The organism is Flavobacterium sp. 38-13, assembly GCF_001899155.1.
GTDB classification, from domain to species: domain Bacteria; phylum Bacteroidota; class Bacteroidia; order Flavobacteriales; family Flavobacteriaceae; genus Flavobacterium; species Flavobacterium lindanitolerans.
On sequence record NZ_MKVG01000014.1, the window covers coordinates 199,129 to 219,827 of the forward strand.

Consider the following 20,699-nt stretch of genomic DNA (forward strand, 5'->3'; position numbering starts at 1 on the left):
TTTTTAAAGAGCCCAAATCGTTTTTGTCTGTTATATCTTGAGACTATGCACTTAAAAACTAAATTTATTTTGGCAGTTTTCCTTCTGTTTGGAGCTATTTCCGGTTTCAGTCAAGCCAATAGGACAAAAATTGACAGTTTAAAAAAACAGATTTATTCTAAAAGCAGTGTTTCCAAAGCCAAATCGCTGATTCTGCTTTCGGATGAATTGTCAAGTTCCAATCCTGAAAATTCACTTTTGTATGCCCGGGAAGCGTTAAGAACTTCACAGGAAATTAAAAACGACAGTCTTATTTCAGTTAGCTATAACAGTATTGCCTTAAATTTTGAAGTTCGAAGCAAACTGGATTCGGCGCTTTTTTACCATAAAAAAGCCCTCGATATTCGTGTCAAATTGAAAGACCGGATTGGAATGGCAGACACTTTCAACAATATCGGGATTTGTTTGGACCAGCAGGGAAAATTTCAGGAAGCATTGGAAAACTATTTTAAAGCCCTGAAAATATATGAAAGGAAAAAAGACAGTGAGAAAATAGCGATGACCTATGTAAACATCGGAATCGTTTATAAAACCCAAAAAGAATACGAAAAATCGTTAGACTATTATAAAAAAGCTAACGCCATCTATGCCCGAAACAAATCAGAATTTGGTTTTGCGGCTACCTCAGGAAATATAGGTTCTGTTCTGATTGATTTCAAAAAGTTCAGAGAATCAATACGCTATTCGGAACTGGCAAAAGAAGGCTATCAAAAACTGGGTTATGATAGGTATGTGGCCTATCCGGTTTCTAATATTGCAATTGCTTACGATAGCCTGAAAGAATATGATAAGTCAGAAGTGTTTTATTTGCAGGCCATAAACCTGCATAAAAAATTTAAAAATGATTATGAAATAGGGAATATTTCGAATGCCTATTCCAGAAGTTTGAACAAGCAATCAAAATTTAAGGAAAGTATTCGCATTTCTGAAGAAGCTTTGGGCTATATAAAAAAGGCAAAATTATTTCCTCTGGAAGTCAATGCTTTAAAAAATCTCGCCAATGCTTATGCGGGTATTGGAAACTATCTAAAAGCTTACGAACTGTCAAGTGCCTATTCTAAAGGCAGGGACGCTCTTTTTGAAGAAGAAAAAACCAAAGCCGTTTTTGAGTTGGAAACTCAGTATGAAACGGAAAAAAAGGAAAGGGAAATCCTGATACAAAGAGCGAGAATTGCAGAGAATGAGTTAAAAATTGAACGTAAAAACCTCATGATTCTGGCGATTGTTTTTCTGTTGTTGCTTTCCGTTTTAATAGGTTGGCAGTTTTTCAACAGGCAGAAACTAAAAAACATACAGCTTCAAAAAGAAAATGAACTTAAAGACGCACTTTTAAAAATCGAAACCCAAAATAAATTACAGGAACAAAGGCTTCGGATTTCAAGAGACCTGCACGATACTATTGGGGCGCAGCTGACCTTTATTATTTCGTCAATAGACAATCTCAAATATGGCTTTCAGATTGACGATGAGAGGCTGCAAAACCGATTGGCGGGAATCAGCGAATTTACCAAAGAAACTATCTATGAACTTCGGGATACGATTTGGGCGATGAATATGAACCAGATAACCTTTGAGGATTTAAAATCAAGAATATCAAACTTTATTGATAATGCCAAAATCTCTTCTGTAGGAATTGATTTTCAATTTGTTTATTCTGATGCCGGTTTGTGTAAAAGGACATTTACATCTGTAGAAGGAATGAATATTTACAGGATTATTCAGGAAACAATAAACAATTCCATAAAACATTCCGGAGCCGGAAAAATAGCAGTAACCATTGATGGAGATGAAGATAATCTGGTCATAGAAGTAACAGACAACGGCAAAGGATTCAGTCCCGGGCTGAATAAGGAAGGAAACGGACTCAATAATATCCGAAAACGCGCCAAAGAAATCGGGGGTGAAATTGAACTTAATTCTAAACCGGGTGAGGGAACGGCCATGAAGCTGTTTCTACCCAATAACGACTAACCCGCAAAAACTATGTCCATCAAGATAGCTATAGCAGACGATAATTATTTTTTGCAGAAAACCATTCTGGAAAAATTGTCTTTTTTTACCGAATTGCAATGCAGGTTTACGGTACTCAATGGGAAAGAGTTGCTTGAAAAACTGGAAGTCAACCACAATATTGATTTGATATTGATGGATATAGAAATGCCCGAAATGGATGGTATAGAAGCAACAGAACGTGTAAAAAGCAAATATCCCCATATCAAAATTATCATGCTGACTGTTTTTGATAATGATGAAAACATTTTTAATGCCATTAAGGTTGGGGCAGACGGTTATTTGCTGAAAGAAGTAAATCCAAAAGATTTGTGTCAGGGCATTTTGGAAACCATGAATGGTGGTGCAGCAATGAATCCTTCAATTGCCCTTAAAACATTAAAACTGCTTCGGAATCCGATAGAATTTGAACGAAAATGCGTTGAAGAAGTCAAGCTCACATCCCGCGAAATAGAAGTTTTAGAACAGCTTAGCAAAGGTTTGAATTATAATGTAATAGCAGACAATCTTATTCTTTCACCAGGCACGGTGAGAAAACATATCGAAAATATTTATGGCAAGCTTCAGGTGCACAACAAGATTGAAGCCATTGAAAAAGCCAAAAACAACAAGTTGATATAAACAAAATCTTTGCAGGACATTATTAAAATTCTGTAACTTTATAGAAAAAAGAAATGCGAAGAATCCTCATCATAGCCGGAATAGTATTAGCCGTTATTTTAGCCTTTCGTTTTTGTGAATTCAAAAAAGATGACCGTTCCACAATAGAATATGACACCAATCTTATTCAGGAACGAATTGTGAATGTAGGCAAGTTGATTGTTACAGAAGGACATTTTGCCGAAGTGCTTACCTATAAAGACCAGGAAAAATATTTAATGGACCTGATTTCTTTTGAGAAGAAGGCATTGGTTATTGTAAATGCAGATGTGACTGTGTCTTATGACCTGAGACAGATGAAATATGATATTGACGAGAAAAACAAAACGATAACAATCAAATATATTCCCAAAGAAGAAATAAAAATAAATCCTGATATCAAGTTTTATGATATTAATCAGAGCCGTATGAATCCTTTTACAAGCGATGACTACAATAAAATCAATAAGTCTGTAAAGGCCAATCTGGCCAAAAAAATAGAAAAATCATCTTTGAAAACAAATGCCCAGAACAGGCTGATTAGCGAGCTTTCCAAAATATTGATTACGACCAATTCAATGGGATGGACCCTACGCTATGACGGGCAGACTGTAAATGAAGAATCGATTGACAAAGTGTTGCTTTAGCCAATCGATTCCCTGTTTTTTTATAGATTAAACGCTTTCGTTCTCAAAAATTAATTCCAAACCACCGGAAATTAAATGCGCTATTTCAGGACGGGTTTGTTTTAGTTTTTCGAGATAAATAAGCACTTCCTGTAAGAAATCGGTTTGATGGTTCTTGTCGAGTAATTCGGCAATTTCTACCGCCAAAAGCCAATCCTTAGGATGGTTTTCTTTTAGTATTTCAAAGGTTTTTTCAATAGTCATAAACGGTGTCTTTCCTTCACGCATATTTCTGACGTTCAGGTAAAGGCTTTCCAACTCTTCTCTTTCCGTACTTTTTTTGGCCTTTATAGTTTTGCTTGAAGGCACATGGTTAACGAGGTTAAAACTTCTGACATCGGCTGGTCCGGAAAAAGCGGAAATTACTTTTTTGCCTACAGCCATATCATATATTCCCCATTCCGGTTGGAAAAGAACGGTGTCGTTATGGGTTACTGTACAATCTTTAAAACTAATCAGGATAATTTTTCCCTGAATATTTCTTGTGCCGGTAATAATTTCTCCCGTAACGGTAATATCACCCTGGAATTCGAGCGTAACACGTTCTCCTTCATAAATACCGTATGCTTTTAAATCTCTCGGGCTCATGTCCTCAATAGCCAGATTGATTCCTTTGAGTTTGCCAATTGGGCTGCCAAAGCCTTCTGAATGATAGGATGTAGAATGTCCAACCAGTTCTTTTTCTCTGTAAGATAGGGCAGTTTCTCCCGTGGTTTGTACGTAAACAGGTTTTCCTTCACTTTCAATAACGTTGGTAAATACGCCTGAAATCTGTATTCCCGTGCTTAATTCAATCGTGCCTAAAGCTTTTGACTGTATTAATTTTTGAACACCTGAAAGTCCTCCGGTTCGTAGGGCCATAGTGTTGGCAAATTCTTCCAAAACCTGGCTTAAGTGTGCGAAATCCGGAGTAACAAAAAGTTGCGGCTGCGGTTTTGTAATATCAAAACTTTGGAAAGCCGCCGTAATATCATAAGGAATCTTTTTTACATTATCGGTCATACACCAGGTGCTCTCTCCAATTGAAGAAAGTAAACCGGCACCATAAATCTTCGGATTATTAATATCGCCAATCAATCCGTATTCTACTGTCCACCAGTGCAGGTTTCGGATAAGTGCCATTTCAGACAATTCACCCATATCGCTTTGAAGTTCGTCCACCTTTTTTTCAATAGCGTCGATTTCGTCCTGCGGTGTTCCTTCTGCCTCTTTTAGGATAGAAAGCAGTCGGATGGCTTCATACATTTCATAATCTCTGGAAGATGAGATAGCCTTGCAGCCAATTTCGCCAAACCTTCTCAGGTATTCGGCATATTCCGGATTGGCAATAATAGGAGCATGGCCGGCTCCTTCGTGGATAATATCCGGCGCAGGCGTATATTCAATGTGTTCTAATTGTCGGATGTCGGAAGCAATTACCAAAACATTGTAGGCCTGAAATTCCATAAAAGCATTTGGCGGGATAAATCCGTCAACAGCTACAGCCGCCCATCCTATTTCTTTAAGGATGCGGTTCATGCCATACATGTTTGGAATGTTTTCTATTTCCAAACCTGTTTTTTTCAATCCGTCCAAATATGAATTGTGTGCTACTTTTGAAAGATAATCCACATTTTTACGCATTACATAGCGCCATACAGCCTGATTGATAGGTGTATAGTCTTCATAATCCTGCGGTTTTATAAATTGCTTTAAATGTTCAGGAAGTCTGTCAATTAATGGGTTGCTTTCAAAAGGTGCATTCATGTTTTCAAACGTTGTAGTTTTTGTAAAATTACAAATCTTTAGCAGAAACATGTCTTAAAAAAATTTAAAAAATAGTCGAACACCTGTTGTTGCGAATAATCGAAAACCAGGCTATAAAAAAACCGCAAGAAATTGCGGTTTTTAAATCGTATTATTATTATTTCTTTCCGGGAGGATATTTCTCCAGGATTTTTTTGACAAATTCCTTGATGCGCTCATCTTTTTTGTTGATGTTCTGCGTCAGTACGCCTACGCCTTCACCTTGCCAAATCAGTTCTTTTTTTCGGGCATCAATCAGGTCTATATATAGGGTTCCTTCTGTTGTAGTAGAAACGGTAGTAGACCTGCCGCCCCACATCCATGGGTTCCAGCCCCATCCCCAACCATAGCCCCATCCGGCATTGAATTGGTTAACATCAACCTGCTGTCTTGACTTGGTAAAAATATTAACCAGAAGGTCCGGATTTTCGCTTTTTGTTATTCCTTTGGCAGTTAGTTCCGCATCAATTGCGTTCAGTATTCTTCTTTTGTCAAGGTCGGAAATTTCAACTTTATCAATGCCTGATTTGAAAAAGGCAAATGATTTGTAGTTGGCAAAATCAACATTTTTGTCATAATCTGTAGCAACCTGCACTGATGAGCAGGATACCAGCGCAAAAAGAAAGAGCAGGGGTAATAATTTAATTGTTTTCATAGCAATTTATTTAATATTTTATTGAGAATGAGTTATTTGTTCTTTTTCTTTTCTTGAAAACTTTTTATTGCAGCAGCAATGCTTACAATTGCAGCGGCTGTCAGGACAACGATTTTTAATCGTACATTTTCAAAAAGCATCCCGAGAATAAAGAACCCAAGGCTCATAAACATTAATGAAATGCTGTTTAGCGTTTTCATGATTGCTTAATGAAAATTTTAAAAATCCAAAAGGCTTTCGTCTACCTTATTTGGAAGCGTAACCTTTAATAACGGTTGTACTTCCATTGCCCTTTTTATAGCAAAAATGGCACCGTCATTTCTGGCCCAGCTTCTTCTGGAAATTCCATTGTTTACATCCCAGAAAAGCATGGATTCCAGGCGTCTGGAAGCTTCCTTTGAACCATCAAGAACCATACCAAAGCCGCCATTAATAACCTCGCCCCAGCCAACGCCACCGCCATTATGGATCGAGACCCAGGTTGCGCCTCTGAAACTATCGCCAATGACGTTATGGATAGCCATATCTGCCGTAAATCGGGAACCGTCATAAATGTTGGAAGTTTCTCTGTAAGGCGAATCTGTTCCGGAAACATCGTGGTGGTCGCGCCCTAATACCACATAGCCAATTTCTCCTTTGGCAATTGCCTGGTTAAAAGCTTCGGCAATCCTGATTCTTCCTTCGGCATCAGCATAAAGAATTCTGGCTTGTGAACCCACGACCAGTTTGTTTTCCTGAGCGCCTTTAATCCATTGGATATTATCCTGCATTTGCTGCTGGATTTCAACCGGAGCTGTTTTGGACATTTCTTCCAATATTTTTGAAGCTATTTCATCAGTTTTTTGCAAATCTTCAGGTTTTCCTGAGGTACAAACCCAACGGAAAGGTCCAAATCCGTAATCAAAGCACATTGGGCCCATAATATCCTGTACATAGCTTGGATATTTGAAATCAATACCGTTTTCGGCCATTACATCTGCACCTGCACGCGAAGCTTCCAAAAGGAAAGCATTTCCGTAGTCAAAGAAATAAGTTCCTTTAGCTGTATGTTTGTTGATGGCGGCTGCATGTCGGCGTAATGTTTTCTGTACTTCGGCTTTGAATTTTTCAGGGTCATTGGCCATCAGTTCATTCGATTCATCAAAAGTATATCCGGTAGGATAGTAGCCGCCAGCCCATGGATTGTGTAATGAAGTCTGGTCTGAACCCAAATCGATATGCAGGTTTTCCTGGTCAAATCGCTCCCATACATCCACAACATTTCCTAAATAGGCAATAGAAACTACTTCTTTATTTTCCAGGGCTTTTTTTACTCTCGGAACCAATTCGTCAATATTTTCTATGATTTCATTAATCCATCCCTGTGAATGGCGTATGTGGGTGATTTTTGGATTGACTTCTGCACAAACTGTAACACAACCCGCAATATTTCCAGCTTTTGGCTGTGCTCCGGACATTCCGCCTAATCCTGAAGTAACGAAAAGGTGTCCTGCCGGTGATTTTTTTATTTTTCGGAATCCGTTTAAAACGGTAATTGTTGTTCCGTGAACAATACCTTGCGGGCCAATATACATATAACTTCCTGCCGTCATTTGTCCGTATTGTGAAACTCCCAGAGCATTGAATTTTTCCCAATCATCCGGTTTGGAATAATTAGGAATAACCATTCCGTTAGTAACAACAACCCTTGGTGCTTCCTTATGAGATGGAAATAATCCCATCGGATGGCCGGAATACATAACCAAAGTCTGCTCGTCGGTCATCTCAGAAAGGTATTTCATAGTTAGCAGGTATTGTGCCCAGTTTTGAAAAACGGCACCATTACCGCCATACGTAATTAATTCATGAGGATGCTGCGCCACAGCATAATCCAGGTTGTTTTGAATCATCAACATAATCGCCTTTGCCTGTTCTGATTTTCCTGGATATTCTGAAATCGGACGGGCATACATTCTGTAATCCGGACGTAAACGATACATGTAAATTCTCCCGTAAGTTTCCAATTCATCTCTGAATTCTTTGGCCAAAACCTCATGATGTTTTGCGTCAAAATAACGTAATGCATTGCGTACAGCCAGTTTTTTTTCTTCGGCAGAAAGAATTTCTTTTCGTTTTGGCGCATGATTTATATTGGTTTCGTATGGCTTTGGTTGCGGCAAAACCGATGGAATGCCTTGTTGTATTTGTTCTTGGAAAGTCATTTTAGTTGTTAATTTCAGGGCTGTCTTTTGGCCCGTTAGTATATTTGATTCTAATTCGTTTTTTCGCAGGATAATAAGGTTGTCTATTTTTTATTCAGCCCTGTTTTTTTATCGAACCCGTAAGGACAGTGCCGGCATCCGCTCTTGCAACAGTAACCCCTTTTTAAATGGTGTTTTTCTGTAAAGCACTTGTAACCTTCGGGCGTATAATAAAAATCTTCGCCTTCTTTTAATTTATTTTCATTATTTTGCTCATTCATAAATACAAATTTATAAACTTTATAATGAATGTTTCTAATCGTTTCCAGATATTTAATTCCTAAAGGTTATCGTGGCATAACATTGTTCCCGTTTGTCATTCTTAAAAATCCTTTAGACAGGCAAAATAGGGTATTGGTCAATCATGAAAAGATTCACATCCGCCAACAGCTGGAATTTTTAATCATTCCTTTTTTTCTATGGTATTTCGTAGAATATATGATAAGGCTGATTCAGTATAAAAATAAAAACATAGCTTACAGAAATATCAGTTTTGAAAAGGAAGCCTATTCCCGGGAGTTTGATTTAAATTATCTAAAGAATAGGAAAGTATGGGATTTTAGAAAGTATTTATAAATCCCCTAAATCTAAATGTTGTATGGTCGAGATAAAAAATCAATTGATTCTTAAGACGAACAAGGTTGGTGTTTTCATAAAAAGGGAAGACCTTATTCATCCGTTTGTTTCCGGAAATAAATATAGAAAGCTCAAATATAACCTGCTAAAAGCTAAAGAAGATGGATATTCTGTGTTGTTGACTTTTGGTGGTGCTTTTTCGAACCATATCGCAGCTGTTGCCTTTGCAGGAAAAGAAAATAATTTTAAAACCATTGGGATAATCAGAGGTGATGAATTGAGAGAGAAAGTCGAAGACAACCCAACCCTGAAATTTGCTCAGGAAAACGGCATGCAATTTGATTTCATTTCAAGGGCGCAATATTCGGATAAGCAAAGTCCGGAATTTGAGGAGGAATTAAGACGCAGGTTTGGTAATTTTTATCTTATTCCGGAAGGCGGAACAAATGAGTTAGCGGTTAAAGGCTGTGAAGAAATACTGACCGCTGACGATGCGCAATTTGATTATATCTGTTGTGCAGTAGGAACGGGAGGTACGATTTCGGGAATCATTAATTCGGTATTGCCGCATCAGAAAGTTTTAGGATTTCCGGCGTTAAAAGGGGATTTCCTAAAAAAAGAAATTCGTAAATTTGCCTCAAATGAAAATTGGGAGCTGATTGCTGACTATCATTTCGGAGGTTATGGAAAAGTCAATTTAGAACTGATAGAATTTATAAATAATTTTTATCAGGATAATAATGTTCCGTTAGACCCCGTTTATACTGGAAAGCTTGTCTTTGGTGTTGCCGATTTGATTGAGAAAAATTATTTTCCCGACAAGTCGAAAATCTTGATAATCCACACAGGCGGATTGCAAGGTATCCAGGGGATGAACACAGTATTAGAGAATAAACAATTACCCAAAATAAATATCAATGTTTAAAAAAATCTTCTTTCTATTGACAATCGCAACGCTGGCTAGTTGCGGTTCTTCAAAGTCAAAGGTAGCTACGACAAAAAAAGCGGCTTATAAGCCGAAAAGAGAGGTAGCAACAAGAAAAACTCACACCGGAAGAACAGTATCAACTACCAAATCCGGTGCTGGCTCAGGTCGTACTACAGAAGTTATCGAATCAACTTCAAAGACAATCGTATACAGTGATGTGGTAAACAGTTATGTTTTGCAATACAAAGAAATTGCAAAAGGAAACATGAAACAATATGGAATACCTGCAAGTATTATTCTGGCGCAAGGAATTTTGGAATCGGGTGCTGGTTCAGGAACTTTGAGCAAAACAGCAAACAACCATTTCGGAATCAAATGCCATACAGGATGGACCGGAGAAAGTGTCCGTCATGATGATGATGCCGAACAGGAATGTTTTAGAAAATATAATGACCCGGCTGAATCGTATAGGGACCATGCAGAGTTTTTGACGGGAAGAAGCCGTTATGCCAGCCTTTTTAAGTTAGAAAAAGGTGATTATCAAGGCTGGGCAAAAGGGTTAAAAGCTGCGGGATATGCAACAGACCCAAAATATCCGGATAAGTTAATCAGCTATATTGAACGATACAATTTGCATCAATATGATGCTGAGGTTTTAGGTGTAGAGTTTACGCCTATCCAGAAAAGTCAACCGGTAGCCGTGAATACGAGGCCGGGCAATACGGAAGGTTTTTATGAAGTGACAAAAGGAGATACCTTATATTCGATTTCAAAAAAATTCAATACTACTGTTGACGATTTGAAAAGATTGAATAATCTTTCTGACAATGCCATTTCGATTGGACAATTTATAAAAGTAAAATAATTTAATCTTAACCCTGGCAGGATTCCAAACCCTGCCGGGGTTGTTAATTAAAAGTATGTTATATCAAAGAAGCAGCCAGCTTTTTGCTCAGGCTGAAAAAGTAATTCCCGGAGGAGTCAATTCTCCGGTTCGTGCGTTTAAAGCTGTTGGAGGCACACCAATTTTTGTAAAATCTGCTAAAGGAGCTTATCTGTATGATGAAGACGGAAACAGACTAGTGGATTATATTAATTCCTGGGGGCCAATGATTTTAGGACATGCCTATGATCCGGTTGTCAATGCTGTAATTGAAAGGGCAAAGTTGGGAACTTCTTTTGGTATGCCTACTGCTTTGGAAACAGAAATTGCGGACTTGGCAGTTTCTATGGTTCCGAATATTGATAAAATCCGGTTTGTAAATTCTGGAACAGAGGCCTGTATGAGTGCCATACGTTTGGCAAGAGGTTATACAAAGAGAGATAAGATTATCAAATTCTCTGGTTGTTATCACGGACATTCCGATTCGTTTTTAATCCAGGCCGGTAGCGGAGCCATTACTTTTGGAGCGCCAAACAGTCCCGGAGTAACACAGGGAACGGCAAAAGATACTTTGTTGGCCAGATACAACGATATTCAAAATGTGGCTGATTTGTTCAATGCTAATAAAAATGAAATTGCAGCTATAATTATTGAACCTGTAGCAGGAAATATGGGTTGTATTCCTCCAAATGAGGGCTTTTTAAAGGCTTTAAGAAGTCTTTGTAATGAAAATGGTGCGCTGTTGATTTTTGATGAAGTCATGACAGGGTTTCGCCTTGCAAAAGGAGGAGCGCAAGAGCTTTTTGACATCAAAGCAGACATTGTCACTTTTGGAAAGGTTATAGGCGGTGGACTTCCGGTTGGAGCGTTTGCTGCAAGAAATGAAATTATGAATTATCTGGCCCCTGTCGGGCCTGTATATCAGGCAGGAACGTTGTCTGGAAATCCTTTGGCAATGGCAGCAGGTCTTGAAATGCTGAAAGCTCTGAATGCCGATGCCGATGTTTTTAAAAGATTGGATGAAAAAACAGCTTATTTGGAAAAAGGAATAAGAGAAAAGCTAACTGCTAATGGCGTAGCCTTTACTATTAACCGGGTAGGTTCAATGATTTCGGTACATTTTGATGAAAGTCCGGTAACCGATTTGCAATCGGCTTCAAAAGGAGATAATGAAAATTTCAAGAAATTCTTTCATGGTTTGTTACAGGAAGGAGTTTATATAGCGCCATCGGCTTATGAAACCTGGTTCATTACAGATGCGCTGACTTATGAAGATTTAGATTTTACAATAAATGCTGTCGATAAAGTATCAAAACAATTCTAAATACAAAAGGCTTTCCAATTGGAAAGCCTTTTTTTATTGAATCTCAGAAGATTAATTCTGAGTCAGTTGTTTTAATAATTCAGGATTGCTGTCGATTTTTGCCATCTGTTCCGCACTTAAAGTACCTCTCAATTTAGCATCAATCGATTTGTAAATTACTTTTTTCTTGTCATCAGTAAGTCCTGGCTTCGATAGCGCTTCATGTTTCTTTTTGAAAAGTTCCAGAAAAGTGGCTTTATTCTGCTCGCTTAATGTTACTGCTTCGGATAAGGAAGCAACATCTTTTTTTGCAAGATCAGCAGGACTTGTCTGAGCAAATGAAGCAATCGTGAATGCAAAAAATACCGATAGAATAGCAATAAATTTTTTCATGATTAAAATGAATTTGTTTTGATAATAGTATATCAAATTTGAAGCCAAAATACGATAATTTCAAAAAACATTCAATATTTACTTACTTTTTTTCAGCTCTTTTTCTTCTTTCCTGAACTTTTTCTTTTACTTTTTCGCGTCTTTCAGCTTTCATTTCGTCCCATTTTTTAGATTGGTCCGGAGTTAAAATAGCTTTAACCTTAGTGTCGAAAGCTTTCATTTCTTCATTTCTTTCCGTACGTTTTGCCTGCATTAATTTTTCTCTTTCTGCTTTTTTAGCCTCTCTTTTTGCAGACTGTTCGGAAAGTAACGCAGCCATTTGTTTTTGTTGGGATTCGTTTAGACCGAGATCTGTAGTCAGTTTTTTCAAGTGCTGTTCATTACGCTGTTCCGGTGTTAACCTTTCCATTTTAGCTCTGTCCATTTTTTTGACAACTGGTTTTTCTTGTGCAAATGATGCCATTCCTATCATCAATACTGCAAATACAAACATTTTTTTCATAATCTTTTCTTTTTTAAATTTTTAGTTTAATAATAAGACCGAAGTAGGAAAGAAAGGTTTAATCTCCAGTTGTATTTTTTGTATTTATTTAGGATTTAAAATAAAAAAACCGCCATAGGGCGGTTTTTTTTGTATATAATTCTAAAAAATTATTGAGTTAATTTTTTAAAGAGTTGTTGGTTTGCTTTTAACTTTCTGAATTGTTCAGGAGATAATATCTCAGCTAATTTTGTCTCAATTTCTGTAGAAAGCTGAGCTTTTTGTTCTGCGGTCACATCAGTTCGTGAGATTAAAAATTTATGTTTATCATAAAGCGTTTCCTTGATGTCTTTTTCTATTTTCTTAGATATAGGTATTACTGCGTTTAGTGCAGCAAAATCCGCTTGGGCAGATGCATAAGCGTCTTTTTGAGATTCTTGTGCACTTGCTCCAATTGAGAATGCAAGGAAAAAGGCAAGAATAGCAAGTATTTTTTTCATAATAGCTGATTTGATTAGGTTTAAGAAACCAAATCTAAATCATTTAAAAATAAAATCAAAGAAATATAATTGTAAAATTGATGGTTATGTAATTTTTTAACAGGTTTTGCTGCTTTTCAAAGTTATTACGATTCTGGTAATAAAAAAAAGACTGTCCAAGGAACAGTCTTTTTGAATATTGTGTCAAGCCATATTATCCGATGTAGTGGACTATTTTGTCTTCACCCTCAATAGATACTTTTGTTAAAGCATGTTTTGCCAGCGATTTCATAGAAGCATCCCATTTTTTGCCACTCAAATCTGCTTTGACTTTTAACAGGTTTAAAGGCATGGCATTTTCATTAGTTTTCAGGATTTCGATAATCCCTTTTTCTTCTGCCGTAAGCTCGACTTCTACTGTTTTTTTCTCAGGACGCATCTGTGGGAAGAATAATACTTCCTGGATAGAAGCATTGTTGGTTAGGAACATTATCAATCTGTCCATTCCAATTCCCAATCCTGATGTAGGAGGCATTCCGTATTCTAAAGCTCTAAGGAAATCATAATCGATAAACTGTGTGGCTTCATCGTCACCTCTTTCAGACAATTTCAACTGTGCCTCAAAACGTTCTCTTTGGTCTATAGGGTCGTTCAATTCAGAATAAGCGTTGGCTACTTCTTTTCCGCAGACCATCAACTCAAAACGTTCTGTAAGTTCCGGATTGTTACGGTGTTCTTTGCAAAGCGGACTCATTTCCTTTGGATAATCGGTAATGAAAGTTGGCTGGATAAAGTTTCCTTCGCATTTTTCTCCAAAAATTTCATCAATTAACTTTCCTTTACCCATAGTTTCATCAACTGCAATTCCCATAGAACGCGCAGCTTCGAAAATTTCTTTTTCTGATTTTCCGGAAATATCAAAACCCGTATATTTTTTAATGGCATCTGTCATTGTCACACGGGTGTATGGGGCTTTGAAGCTTACTTTGTGTTCGCCAAATGTCGCTTCAGGAGTTCCGTTTACCGCTGTGGCACAATGCTCCAGAAGATTTTCTGTGAATTCCATCATCCAATTATAGTCTTTGTAAGCTACATAAATTTCCATGGCGGTAAACTCAGGATTGTGAGTTCTGTCCATTCCTTCATTCCTGAAGTTTTTAGAAAATTCATATACACCGTCAAAACCACCTACAATCAATCTTTTCAGATACAATTCATTGGCTATCCTCATGTATAAAGGAATATCTAAGGAATTGTGGTGCGTAATAAATGGTCTGGCTGCAGCCCCTCCCGGTATAGATTGTAAGATAGGAGTTTCTACTTCCATATATCCTGCCGCATTGAAAAAGTTACGCATGGCATTGAACAGTTTTGTTCTTTTTACGAAAACTTCTTTTACTTGCGGATTTACAACCAGGTCAACATAACGCTGGCGGTAGCGCAATTCCGGATCTGTAAAACCATCGTGAAGGTTACCTTCAGCGTCGATTTTTGGTAATGGCAATGGGCGGAGCGTTTTGCTTAACAGGGAAAAATTGGTCACAAGGATTGATTTTTCGCCTACCTGTGTGGTGAACAAGGTTCCTTCAACACCTATGAAATCACCTAAATCAACCAATTTTTTAAAAACCTCGTTATAAAGAGTTTTATCTTCGCCGGTACATAATTCGTCACGATTTACATAAATCTGAATACGTCCTTCGCTGTCCTGTAAGGATGCGAATGAAGCTTTTCCCTGAATTCGTGTACTCATCACACGACCTGCAACAATCACCTTCTTTCCTTCTTCAAAAGTGTCCTTGACCTGTTTCGAAGTGTGTGTCACTGGAAACAAATTAGCCGGATATGGGTTGATGCCGAGTTCTCTCAGTCTGCCCAACTTTTCTCTTCTGATGATTTCTTGTTCTGAAAGTTGCATATAGTGTTAATTTTAAGGGTGCAAAGATAATTAAAAGTTGGTATGTCAGAAAATCAAAAAAATGAAAAGATGAAAAAAAAGGCTACGCATTTAAATGGCAGCCTTTTTAAAGGTAGAATTTCAGTCTGTTAGTTGGCTATTTTTTTAATATGCACAACCTGGTCTGAAGTCAATATTTTTAGTACTAAAATTTGATTGCTAAAGAAGGAGTTGTCCAAACTGGAAGAGTTGTTTTAATATTGGCTTTATGGTAAATTAGTTTACCGGTAAGGTCATAAAGTTCAATGCTGTCTATTAAGCTATTGGAGCTGCTAATGTTTAAAAGGCTATTTGAGTTTGATACAACCAGTTTGTTTTGGTTTTTTATTTCATCAATTCCTAAGGCAGGCTGAATATTGACAGTATAATCTTCTGTTTCTCCATATTCGGAATCTTCATCACAAGCCTGATCATCTGTAGCTGCTGCTGCGCCAACTGCAGCCACACGAACTCTCATTCTTTTGTTTCCGACTGTAGTTGTTGTTGGAATCGTGATGTTTCCGGTTACAACACTGCCACTTCCAGTGCCGATGTATGTGAATTCAGAAGCTTCAAAAGAGTTGTTTCCGTTATAATCAATCCATACGCTTACGGATTCGTTTGACCATCCATCTCCTACAGTCACTGAAATAGGATAAGAGGATCCCATGTTAAGGTTAGGTGCTGCCAGTGCTGTAAAATTGCTGTATCCGTTACTGCCGCATGTGCTGGCATTGGTCAATGTTCCTATTGAAACATTTAGGATTAAATCGTCATCGGTGCAGTCCAATACTGGCTGGCAGTATTGAGAATGTGCCTGAAATCCTAACGAACAAAAAAGAATTCCGAAAATAAACTTCATATTGTGAAATCTAATACGGGTAAATTGTTTTTTTTGATTTTTAAAAGTAGTTTTCCAATTCATAATAATGTGGTTTTAGAGGTTGTTATTTAAGAATGTGTATATGTAAATTTAAATAAAATAAATTTAATATATTTAATTTGTTAATATTTAACTATTTGTATTAATGGTTTGTTTGTGTTTCAGCCTGTGTAAATTGTGGTATTTAAGTTAGTATCTTTGTATTGATAAAGTTTGGATTATGAATAAAGAGATTCAGCTTCTGGATTTGGGCCGGAAAGACTATAAAGATACTTGGGAATATCAGGAAAGCCTTTTTAAGGATATTCTTGATTTAAAAATAAAAAACAGAAGGGAAGAGTTGGCACTGAATACGCCAAATTACTTTCTTTTTGTAGAACATCCGCATGTCTATACACTAGGAAAAAGCGGAGATTTTAACAACCTGCTTTTGAGTGAAAAAGAATTGGAGAGCAAAGGGTCCACTTTTTATAAAATAAATAGGGGTGGTGACATTACTTATCACGGGCCTGGACAGATTGTAGGTTATCCGATTTTAGATTTGGAAAACTTTTTTACAGATATTCACAAGTACCTCCGTTTTCTGGAAGAGGTTTTTATTCGTGTCTTGGCAGATTATGGGCTTACTGCAACCCGAAGCGAAGGGGAAACCGGTGTCTGGTTGGGTGTAGGAACGCCTTTTGCAAGAAAAATATGTGCTTTAGGAGTACGGGCTTCGCGTTGGGTTACCATGCATGGTTTTGCCTTGAATGTAAATGCTGACCTGGGGTATTTTGATAATATTATTCCGTGTGGAATACGGGGCAAATCGGTGACATCCTTAAATGTAGAGCTTGGCATGGAAGAAATAGATATGGAAGAGGTGAAAGAAAAAATAAAAAAACACTTCACGGAACTCTTCGAATCGCAGTTTGTTACTTTTAAGGCTGCGATGGTTTAAAATTCAATTTCTAACTGCTCTGGCAATAAACGGAACGACATCCTGTGGTATTTGGTCGTGCCATATTTCTTTATGGCTTCCCTGTGCTCTTTAGTTGGGTAGCCTTTATTTTGTTTCCAATTATACATTGGAAATTCTTCATGAATTTGATTCATGTATTCATCCCGGTATGTTTTTGCTAAAACAGAAGCGGCAGCGATACTCAGGTATTTGCTGTCGCCTTTGATGATGCAGCTATGCGGTATGTTGGCTACAGGTTTAAAGCGATTGCCGTCTACTATGATATAGTTAGGTATGGGATTCAGCTTTTTTATACATTCCTGCATGGCATGTATTGAGGCGTTCAGGATATTTATCTCATCAATAATTCCCGGCTCAATATGGGTGACAGAAAAACATAGTGCATTTTCTTCAATAACAGGTCTCAGGAAATCTCTGTTTTTTTCTGACAATTGTTTGGAATCATTTAATAATTCATTAAGAAAATCTTCGGGCAGAATTAATGCGGCGGCAGTTACAGGTCCGGCAAGACAGCCGCGTCCCGCCTCGTCTGTTCCGCATTCAAAGTTTAAATTGGAGTAACTATTAAGTAACATTAACATTTCGGAATTTTAGCAAAAATACAAAAAATGACGCAACCTTTTGAATTTTGTGTATCTAATATGAAGGATATCTGCATAAATCTGAAATATTGGGCTTCTTTAGCGTTAATAAAAATATTATTCCGAAGTAATATTTGTTTATTTAAGAAATTATTAAGAAGTTTGCAAGATAACTAACTCAAATAAATTTAAATATGAGATCTAAGTTCAAATGGATTTTTGCGCTTTTACTAGCGTTTTCAATGCAGTTTTCCTTCGCACAGGAGAAAACTATTTCTGGTACAATTACCGATGGTCAGGGCTTGCCATTGCCAGGTGTTAATGTTGTAGTTAAAGGAACAGCTCGTTTAACACAGACTGATTTTGATGGTAAATATTCCATCTCGGCAAGTCAGGGTGAGGTTTTGCAGTTTAGTTTCGTAGGTTATAAAACTTCAACGGCAACTATTGGGGCTTCAAGTGTAGTAAATATGGCTATGCAAGAAGGTGACGAGATGCTTAATGAGGTAATTGTTACTGGATATACAAGCACCAAAAGACCTAAAAGTTTGGCGGCAGTAAACTTTGTAAGTGTTGATGAAATCGAAGAAAGATCAAATGCTTCGGTAATTCAAAACCTTCAAGGTATGGTGGCTGGTTTGAACATTGGTACAGGTAGTGGTCAGCCAGGAGCTGATAGTACTATCCTTCTTAGAGGTGTTGGGTCGATCAATGGTAACATAGAGCCATTGTTTATTGTTGACGGTATGCCTGTTGATGAGGATGGATTCAGATCTATAAACCAAAATGATATTGCATCGATTGCGGTTTTGAAAGATGCGGCTGCTACTTCTATTTATGGTAACAGAGGTGCGAATGGTGTTATTGTTATTAATACTAAAAATGCTAAATTCGGACAAAGTCTTGAGATTAAATATCGTGGACAATACGGTATTACTGAGCTTCAGAAATTTAATCTTGATGTAATGAGCTCAAGACAGATTTTGGAATTCCAAAAGAAATATAATGACGGTTACGGAAGTACTTTGACTGATGCTCAACTTGCTGAGGCTGCTTTGATTAATACTGATTGGAGAGATGTGTTCTTTAGAACAGGAGTTACTCAACAGCATGATATTTCATTTTCTTCAGGTTCAAAAAACTCAAGAAACTTTACATCCATAGGTTTTATGGATCAAGATGGTATCTTTATCAATACAAACTTTAAAAGATTTAACTTTAGAAATAACTTCAACGGAAAATCTGATAACGAAAAGTTTACTTATGCTTCAAACATCAATGTGAACTTCTCTAGAAGTAAAGGTCAGGATGGTGCCGGTTCTAATGCAACATTCTTTGCTCCTTTTACGGCTGCTATCAGAGGTTTACCTTATGTTGATCCTAATCTCGAATTACCTTATGGTGATACAGCGGCTCTTACGCCGACTAATGCTCCGCTAGTATTATTGAATTCTGCTAGAATGAATGAAAACCTTTCAGATGAGCTTAAAATCTTAGCTAATTTTAATGCAGATTATAAACTTACAGATAATTTTACGGCTGGAATTAACTTAGGGGTTGACTACTCTTCTTTCAACACTTTAAGTATTCTTGATCCGTTAAGTTTACTAGGGCCATTTCAGGTAAGTGCTGCAGCACAATTTGGTGGTATTCATACTGAAGGAAATTCAAGAGATTTCAGATTTAACAGTACTACTTATTTGAAATATAACAAAGTGTTTAATGAGAAACACTCGTTAAATGTAGGTTTGTATACTGAATATTATAAGGCTCACTTCAACAGTTTTAACTTCCAAAAAAGAGGTTTAGATCCAAGATTGACAGGTACTGGTGCAGCGTTTATTCCTGGAACAACAGTTGAGTCTTTCCGAACTTTGCCTCCTTATATTCCAACTATTGGTTCTAGTAAAGTACAGGAAGGTTTATTCTCTTATTTTGGGCAGGTTGATTATGACTATGCTGAAAAATATGGTTTTAGTGCCAATGTGAGAAGAGATGCTTCTTTTAGATTTGTTGATGATAATAGATGGGGTACTTTCTGGTCTGTAGCAGGTAGATGGAATATCGATCAGGAAAGCTTTATGGAAGGCTCTATGTTTAATATGTTGAAATTAAGAGGGTCTTACGGTACTTCTGGTAACCAAAGAATACTTAATGCGCAATATTCTGCATTGAGTTTCCCTCGTTTCTTATATGGTGGAGGTACAGGTTATAATGGTACAACTTCAACAGTTTTAACTCAGTTAGGAAACCCAGCTCTTCAGTGGGAAGAAATTGCTCAAACAAATATTGGTTTGGATTTTGGTCTATGGCAAAATAAATTGAATGGTAGTTTGGATGTTTATAGAAAAGTAACTACTAAACTTTTCCAAGGTGTGCCGATTTCTCCTATCCATTCAGATACTAATATTGTTACTAACATAGGCTCAATGGAGAATAAAGGGATTGAATTAACCTTGAATTATAATATTTTCAAAAACCAGGATTGGGATATCTCAGTTGGTGGTAATGGATCTTACAATAAGAATAAAATTAAGGACTTACCTCCATCTACAAATGGTTTAGTATTTGAGGGAGGTTCTACTGCTCTTGGAACAGGAGAAGCTATTGGTTCTTTCTATGTAGTTAGATACGCGGGAGTTAACCCGGCAAATGGTAACCCATTATTCAGAACTGCTGATGGCGGATTGACTGAAACAATTACTGATGCAAACAGAGTGTTTACTGGAAAGTCTCAATATCCGGTATGGCAAGGAGGTTTCAATACAAATGTATCTTACAAAGGGTTCAACCTATATACACAATGGAGCTTTGTTGCTGATATTTACAGAAACAACTTAGACTTAGGTACTTTAGAAAATGGAACATCAGGTTCATTGAACAACGGTGGTAACAGATCTACAACATTGCTAAATGCTTGGCAAAATCCTGGTGATATCACTTCTATTCCACGAATTGGTCAAGGATACAACGAAATTGATTATATCAATAGTACTGACAGATACCTTGAAGATGCTTCATACTTAAGATTGAGAAACATTAAATTAAGCTATAACTTTACTTCTGACCAATTGAGCAGAACATTCTTGAAAGGCCTTGGTTTCTTTATCCAGGCTGAGAATATTGTTACTTTCTCTTCTTGGAGAGGTTGGGATCCTGAATCTAACTTTAGATCTACTGATAGAGGTCAGTATCCTACTCCAAAAATCTTTACTTTTGGAACATCAATTAATTTTTAAAA

Annotated in this window: 20 protein-coding genes; 9 read left to right on the forward strand and 11 right to left on the reverse strand. The window is 37.2% G+C overall.

The features are described 5' to 3' along the window. Positions 1–69 precede the first annotated feature (69 nt). Genes BGO88_RS09270 through BGO88_RS09280 form a run of 3 tightly spaced genes read left to right on the forward strand, consistent with a single transcriptional unit; the run spans position 70 to position 3,335 of the window. Entirely contained in the window at positions 70–2,010 is a 1,941-nt protein-coding gene (locus tag BGO88_RS09270; protein ID WP_286706687.1) for a tetratricopeptide repeat-containing sensor histidine kinase, read from the forward strand. 12 nt (positions 2,011–2,022) lie between these two features. After that, positions 2,023–2,670 (forward strand): response regulator, encoded by a 648-nt coding sequence (locus tag BGO88_RS09275; protein ID WP_286706688.1) that lies wholly within the window; start codon positions 2,023–2,025, stop codon positions 2,668–2,670. Positions 2,671–2,723: 53 nt separating this feature from the next. Beyond that, positions 2,724–3,335 carry a DUF4230 domain-containing protein gene (locus BGO88_RS09280; RefSeq protein WP_286706689.1) on the forward strand — a complete coding sequence of 204 codons (612 nt, stop codon included), beginning with the start codon at positions 2,724–2,726 and terminating at the stop codon, positions 3,333–3,335. Positions 3,336–3,362: 27 nt separating this feature from the next. Here BGO88_RS09280 and BGO88_RS09285 read toward each other — a convergent pair whose 3' ends face one another. From BGO88_RS09285 to BGO88_RS09305, 5 genes are all read right to left on the reverse strand, one after another. Next, complete coding sequence (locus BGO88_RS09285) at positions 3,363–5,120, reverse strand: aromatic amino acid hydroxylase (RefSeq protein WP_286706690.1); 1,758 nt, start codon at positions 5,118–5,120, stop codon at positions 3,363–3,365. Between the two features lie 157 nt (positions 5,121–5,277). Continuing rightward, on the reverse strand, positions 5,278–5,814 hold the full coding sequence (locus BGO88_RS09290; RefSeq protein WP_056069217.1) for a DUF4136 domain-containing protein: 537 nt from the start codon (positions 5,812–5,814) through the stop codon (positions 5,278–5,280). A gap of 32 nt (positions 5,815–5,846) precedes the next feature. After that, entirely contained in the window at positions 5,847–6,014 is a 168-nt protein-coding gene (locus tag BGO88_RS09295; protein WP_273238969.1) for a hypothetical protein, read from the reverse strand. Positions 6,015–6,032: 18 nt separating this feature from the next. After that, positions 6,033–8,015 carry a urocanate hydratase gene (hutU, locus tag BGO88_RS09300; protein WP_286706691.1) on the reverse strand — a complete coding sequence of 661 codons (1,983 nt, stop codon included), beginning with the start codon at positions 8,013–8,015 and terminating at the stop codon, positions 6,033–6,035. 83 nt (positions 8,016–8,098) lie between these two features. Next, positions 8,099–8,275 (reverse strand): C1orf53 family protein, encoded by a 177-nt coding sequence (locus tag BGO88_RS09305; protein WP_162239682.1) that lies wholly within the window; start codon positions 8,273–8,275, stop codon positions 8,099–8,101. A 28-nt stretch (positions 8,276–8,303) separates the two neighbouring features. Here BGO88_RS09305 and BGO88_RS09310 point away from each other — a divergent pair, with 28 nt between their 5' ends. Genes BGO88_RS09310 through hemL form a run of 4 tightly spaced genes read left to right on the forward strand, consistent with a single transcriptional unit; the run spans position 8,304 to position 11,765 of the window. After that, positions 8,304–8,630, forward strand: a complete 327-nt coding sequence (locus tag BGO88_RS09310) for a hypothetical protein (RefSeq protein WP_286706692.1) — start codon at positions 8,304–8,306, stop codon at positions 8,628–8,630. A gap of 22 nt (positions 8,631–8,652) precedes the next feature. After that, a complete protein-coding gene (locus tag BGO88_RS09315) occupies positions 8,653–9,555 on the forward strand; it encodes a 1-aminocyclopropane-1-carboxylate deaminase/D-cysteine desulfhydrase (protein WP_286706693.1) in 903 nt (300 codons plus the stop codon). After that, the gene (locus tag BGO88_RS09320) at positions 9,548–10,423 is read left to right on the forward strand and encodes a glucosaminidase domain-containing protein (RefSeq protein WP_286706694.1); all 876 of its coding nucleotides are present in this window, start codon (positions 9,548–9,550) and stop codon (positions 10,421–10,423) included. Before BGO88_RS09315 ends, BGO88_RS09320 begins: the two co-directional genes overlap by 8 nt. Before the next feature lie 55 nt (positions 10,424–10,478). Beyond that, positions 10,479–11,765 (forward strand): glutamate-1-semialdehyde 2,1-aminomutase, encoded by a 1,287-nt coding sequence (hemL, locus tag BGO88_RS09325; protein ID WP_286706695.1) that lies wholly within the window; start codon positions 10,479–10,481, stop codon positions 11,763–11,765. A 51-nt stretch (positions 11,766–11,816) separates the two neighbouring features. Here the strand turns inward: hemL and BGO88_RS09330 are convergent, their stop codons facing one another. The 5 genes from BGO88_RS09330 to BGO88_RS09350 form a co-directional block, all read right to left on the reverse strand. Beyond that, positions 11,817–12,137 (reverse strand): hypothetical protein, encoded by a 321-nt coding sequence (locus BGO88_RS09330; RefSeq protein WP_056069238.1) that lies wholly within the window; start codon positions 12,135–12,137, stop codon positions 11,817–11,819. An 82-nt stretch (positions 12,138–12,219) separates the two neighbouring features. Beyond that, entirely contained in the window at positions 12,220–12,639 is a 420-nt protein-coding gene (locus tag BGO88_RS09335) for a DUF4890 domain-containing protein (protein WP_286706696.1), read from the reverse strand. A 149-nt stretch (positions 12,640–12,788) separates the two neighbouring features. Next, entirely contained in the window at positions 12,789–13,118 is a 330-nt protein-coding gene (locus BGO88_RS09340; protein WP_101471427.1) for a hypothetical protein, read from the reverse strand. Positions 13,119–13,311: 193 nt separating this feature from the next. Next, positions 13,312–15,015, reverse strand: coding sequence for a lysine--tRNA ligase (gene lysS, locus BGO88_RS09345; protein WP_286706697.1), 1,704 nt, complete (start codon positions 15,013–15,015; stop codon positions 13,312–13,314). A gap of 184 nt (positions 15,016–15,199) precedes the next feature. Next, entirely contained in the window at positions 15,200–15,895 is a 696-nt protein-coding gene (locus BGO88_RS09350) for a GEVED domain-containing protein (RefSeq protein ID WP_286706698.1), read from the reverse strand. Positions 15,896–16,136: 241 nt separating this feature from the next. On the opposite strand from BGO88_RS09350, the gene lipB reads away from it, so the two are divergent. Beyond that, complete coding sequence (lipB, locus tag BGO88_RS09355) at positions 16,137–16,856, forward strand: lipoyl(octanoyl) transferase LipB (RefSeq protein WP_286706699.1); 720 nt, start codon at positions 16,137–16,139, stop codon at positions 16,854–16,856. Here lipB and rnhB read toward each other — a convergent pair. Continuing rightward, positions 16,853–17,452: a ribonuclease HII gene (gene rnhB / locus BGO88_RS09360; protein ID WP_273239231.1), complete on the reverse strand. Its 600-nt coding sequence runs from the start codon at positions 17,450–17,452 to the stop codon at positions 16,853–16,855. The two genes, lipB and rnhB, sit on opposite strands and share 4 nt — an antisense overlap. A gap of 200 nt (positions 17,453–17,652) precedes the next feature. Between rnhB and BGO88_RS09365 the strand changes: the two genes are divergently transcribed. Next, positions 17,653–20,697 (forward strand): SusC/RagA family TonB-linked outer membrane protein, encoded by a 3,045-nt coding sequence (locus BGO88_RS09365; protein ID WP_286706700.1) that lies wholly within the window; start codon positions 17,653–17,655, stop codon positions 20,695–20,697. Positions 20,698–20,699 lie beyond the last annotated feature (2 nt).

What these genes read in the sequence shown, in the direction of transcription:
- BGO88_RS09275 (WP_286706688.1), top strand. Translation starts at nt 2,023, where the DNA reads ATGTCCATCAAGATAGCTATAGCAGACGATAATTATTTTTTGCAGAAA.
- BGO88_RS09280 (WP_286706689.1), top strand. Translation starts at nt 2,724, where the DNA reads ATGCGAAGAATCCTCATCATAGCCGGAATAGTATTAGCCGTTATTTTA.
- BGO88_RS09285 (WP_286706690.1), bottom strand. Translation starts at nt 5,120, where the DNA reads ATGAATGCACCTTTTGAAAGCAACCCATTAATTGACAGACTTCCTGAA.
- BGO88_RS09290 (WP_056069217.1), bottom strand. Translation starts at nt 5,814, where the DNA reads ATGAAAACAATTAAATTATTACCCCTGCTCTTTCTTTTTGCGCTGGTA.
- BGO88_RS09295 (WP_273238969.1), bottom strand. Translation starts at nt 6,014, where the DNA reads ATGAAAACGCTAAACAGCATTTCATTAATGTTTATGAGCCTTGGGTTC.
- hutU (WP_286706691.1), bottom strand. Translation starts at nt 8,015, where the DNA reads ATGACTTTCCAAGAACAAATACAACAAGGCATTCCATCGGTTTTGCCG.
- BGO88_RS09305 (WP_162239682.1), bottom strand. Translation starts at nt 8,275, where the DNA reads ATGAATGAGCAAAATAATGAAAATAAATTAAAAGAAGGCGAAGATTTT.
- BGO88_RS09310 (WP_286706692.1), top strand. Translation starts at nt 8,304, where the DNA reads ATGTTTCTAATCGTTTCCAGATATTTAATTCCTAAAGGTTATCGTGGC.
- BGO88_RS09315 (WP_286706693.1), top strand. Translation starts at nt 8,653, where the DNA reads ATGGTCGAGATAAAAAATCAATTGATTCTTAAGACGAACAAGGTTGGT.
- BGO88_RS09320 (WP_286706694.1), top strand. Translation starts at nt 9,548, where the DNA reads ATGTTTAAAAAAATCTTCTTTCTATTGACAATCGCAACGCTGGCTAGT.
- hemL (WP_286706695.1), top strand. Translation starts at nt 10,479, where the DNA reads ATGTTATATCAAAGAAGCAGCCAGCTTTTTGCTCAGGCTGAAAAAGTA.
- BGO88_RS09330 (WP_056069238.1), bottom strand. Translation starts at nt 12,137, where the DNA reads ATGAAAAAATTTATTGCTATTCTATCGGTATTTTTTGCATTCACGATT.
- BGO88_RS09335 (WP_286706696.1), bottom strand. Translation starts at nt 12,639, where the DNA reads ATGAAAAAAATGTTTGTATTTGCAGTATTGATGATAGGAATGGCATCA.
- BGO88_RS09340 (WP_101471427.1), bottom strand. Translation starts at nt 13,118, where the DNA reads ATGAAAAAAATACTTGCTATTCTTGCCTTTTTCCTTGCATTCTCAATT.
- lysS (WP_286706697.1), bottom strand. Translation starts at nt 15,015, where the DNA reads ATGCAACTTTCAGAACAAGAAATCATCAGAAGAGAAAAGTTGGGCAGA.
- BGO88_RS09350 (WP_286706698.1), bottom strand. Translation starts at nt 15,895, where the DNA reads ATGAAGTTTATTTTCGGAATTCTTTTTTGTTCGTTAGGATTTCAGGCA.
- lipB (WP_286706699.1), top strand. Translation starts at nt 16,137, where the DNA reads ATGAATAAAGAGATTCAGCTTCTGGATTTGGGCCGGAAAGACTATAAA.
- rnhB (WP_273239231.1), bottom strand. Translation starts at nt 17,452, where the DNA reads ATGTTACTTAATAGTTACTCCAATTTAAACTTTGAATGCGGAACAGAC.
- BGO88_RS09365 (WP_286706700.1), top strand. Translation starts at nt 17,653, where the DNA reads ATGAGATCTAAGTTCAAATGGATTTTTGCGCTTTTACTAGCGTTTTCA.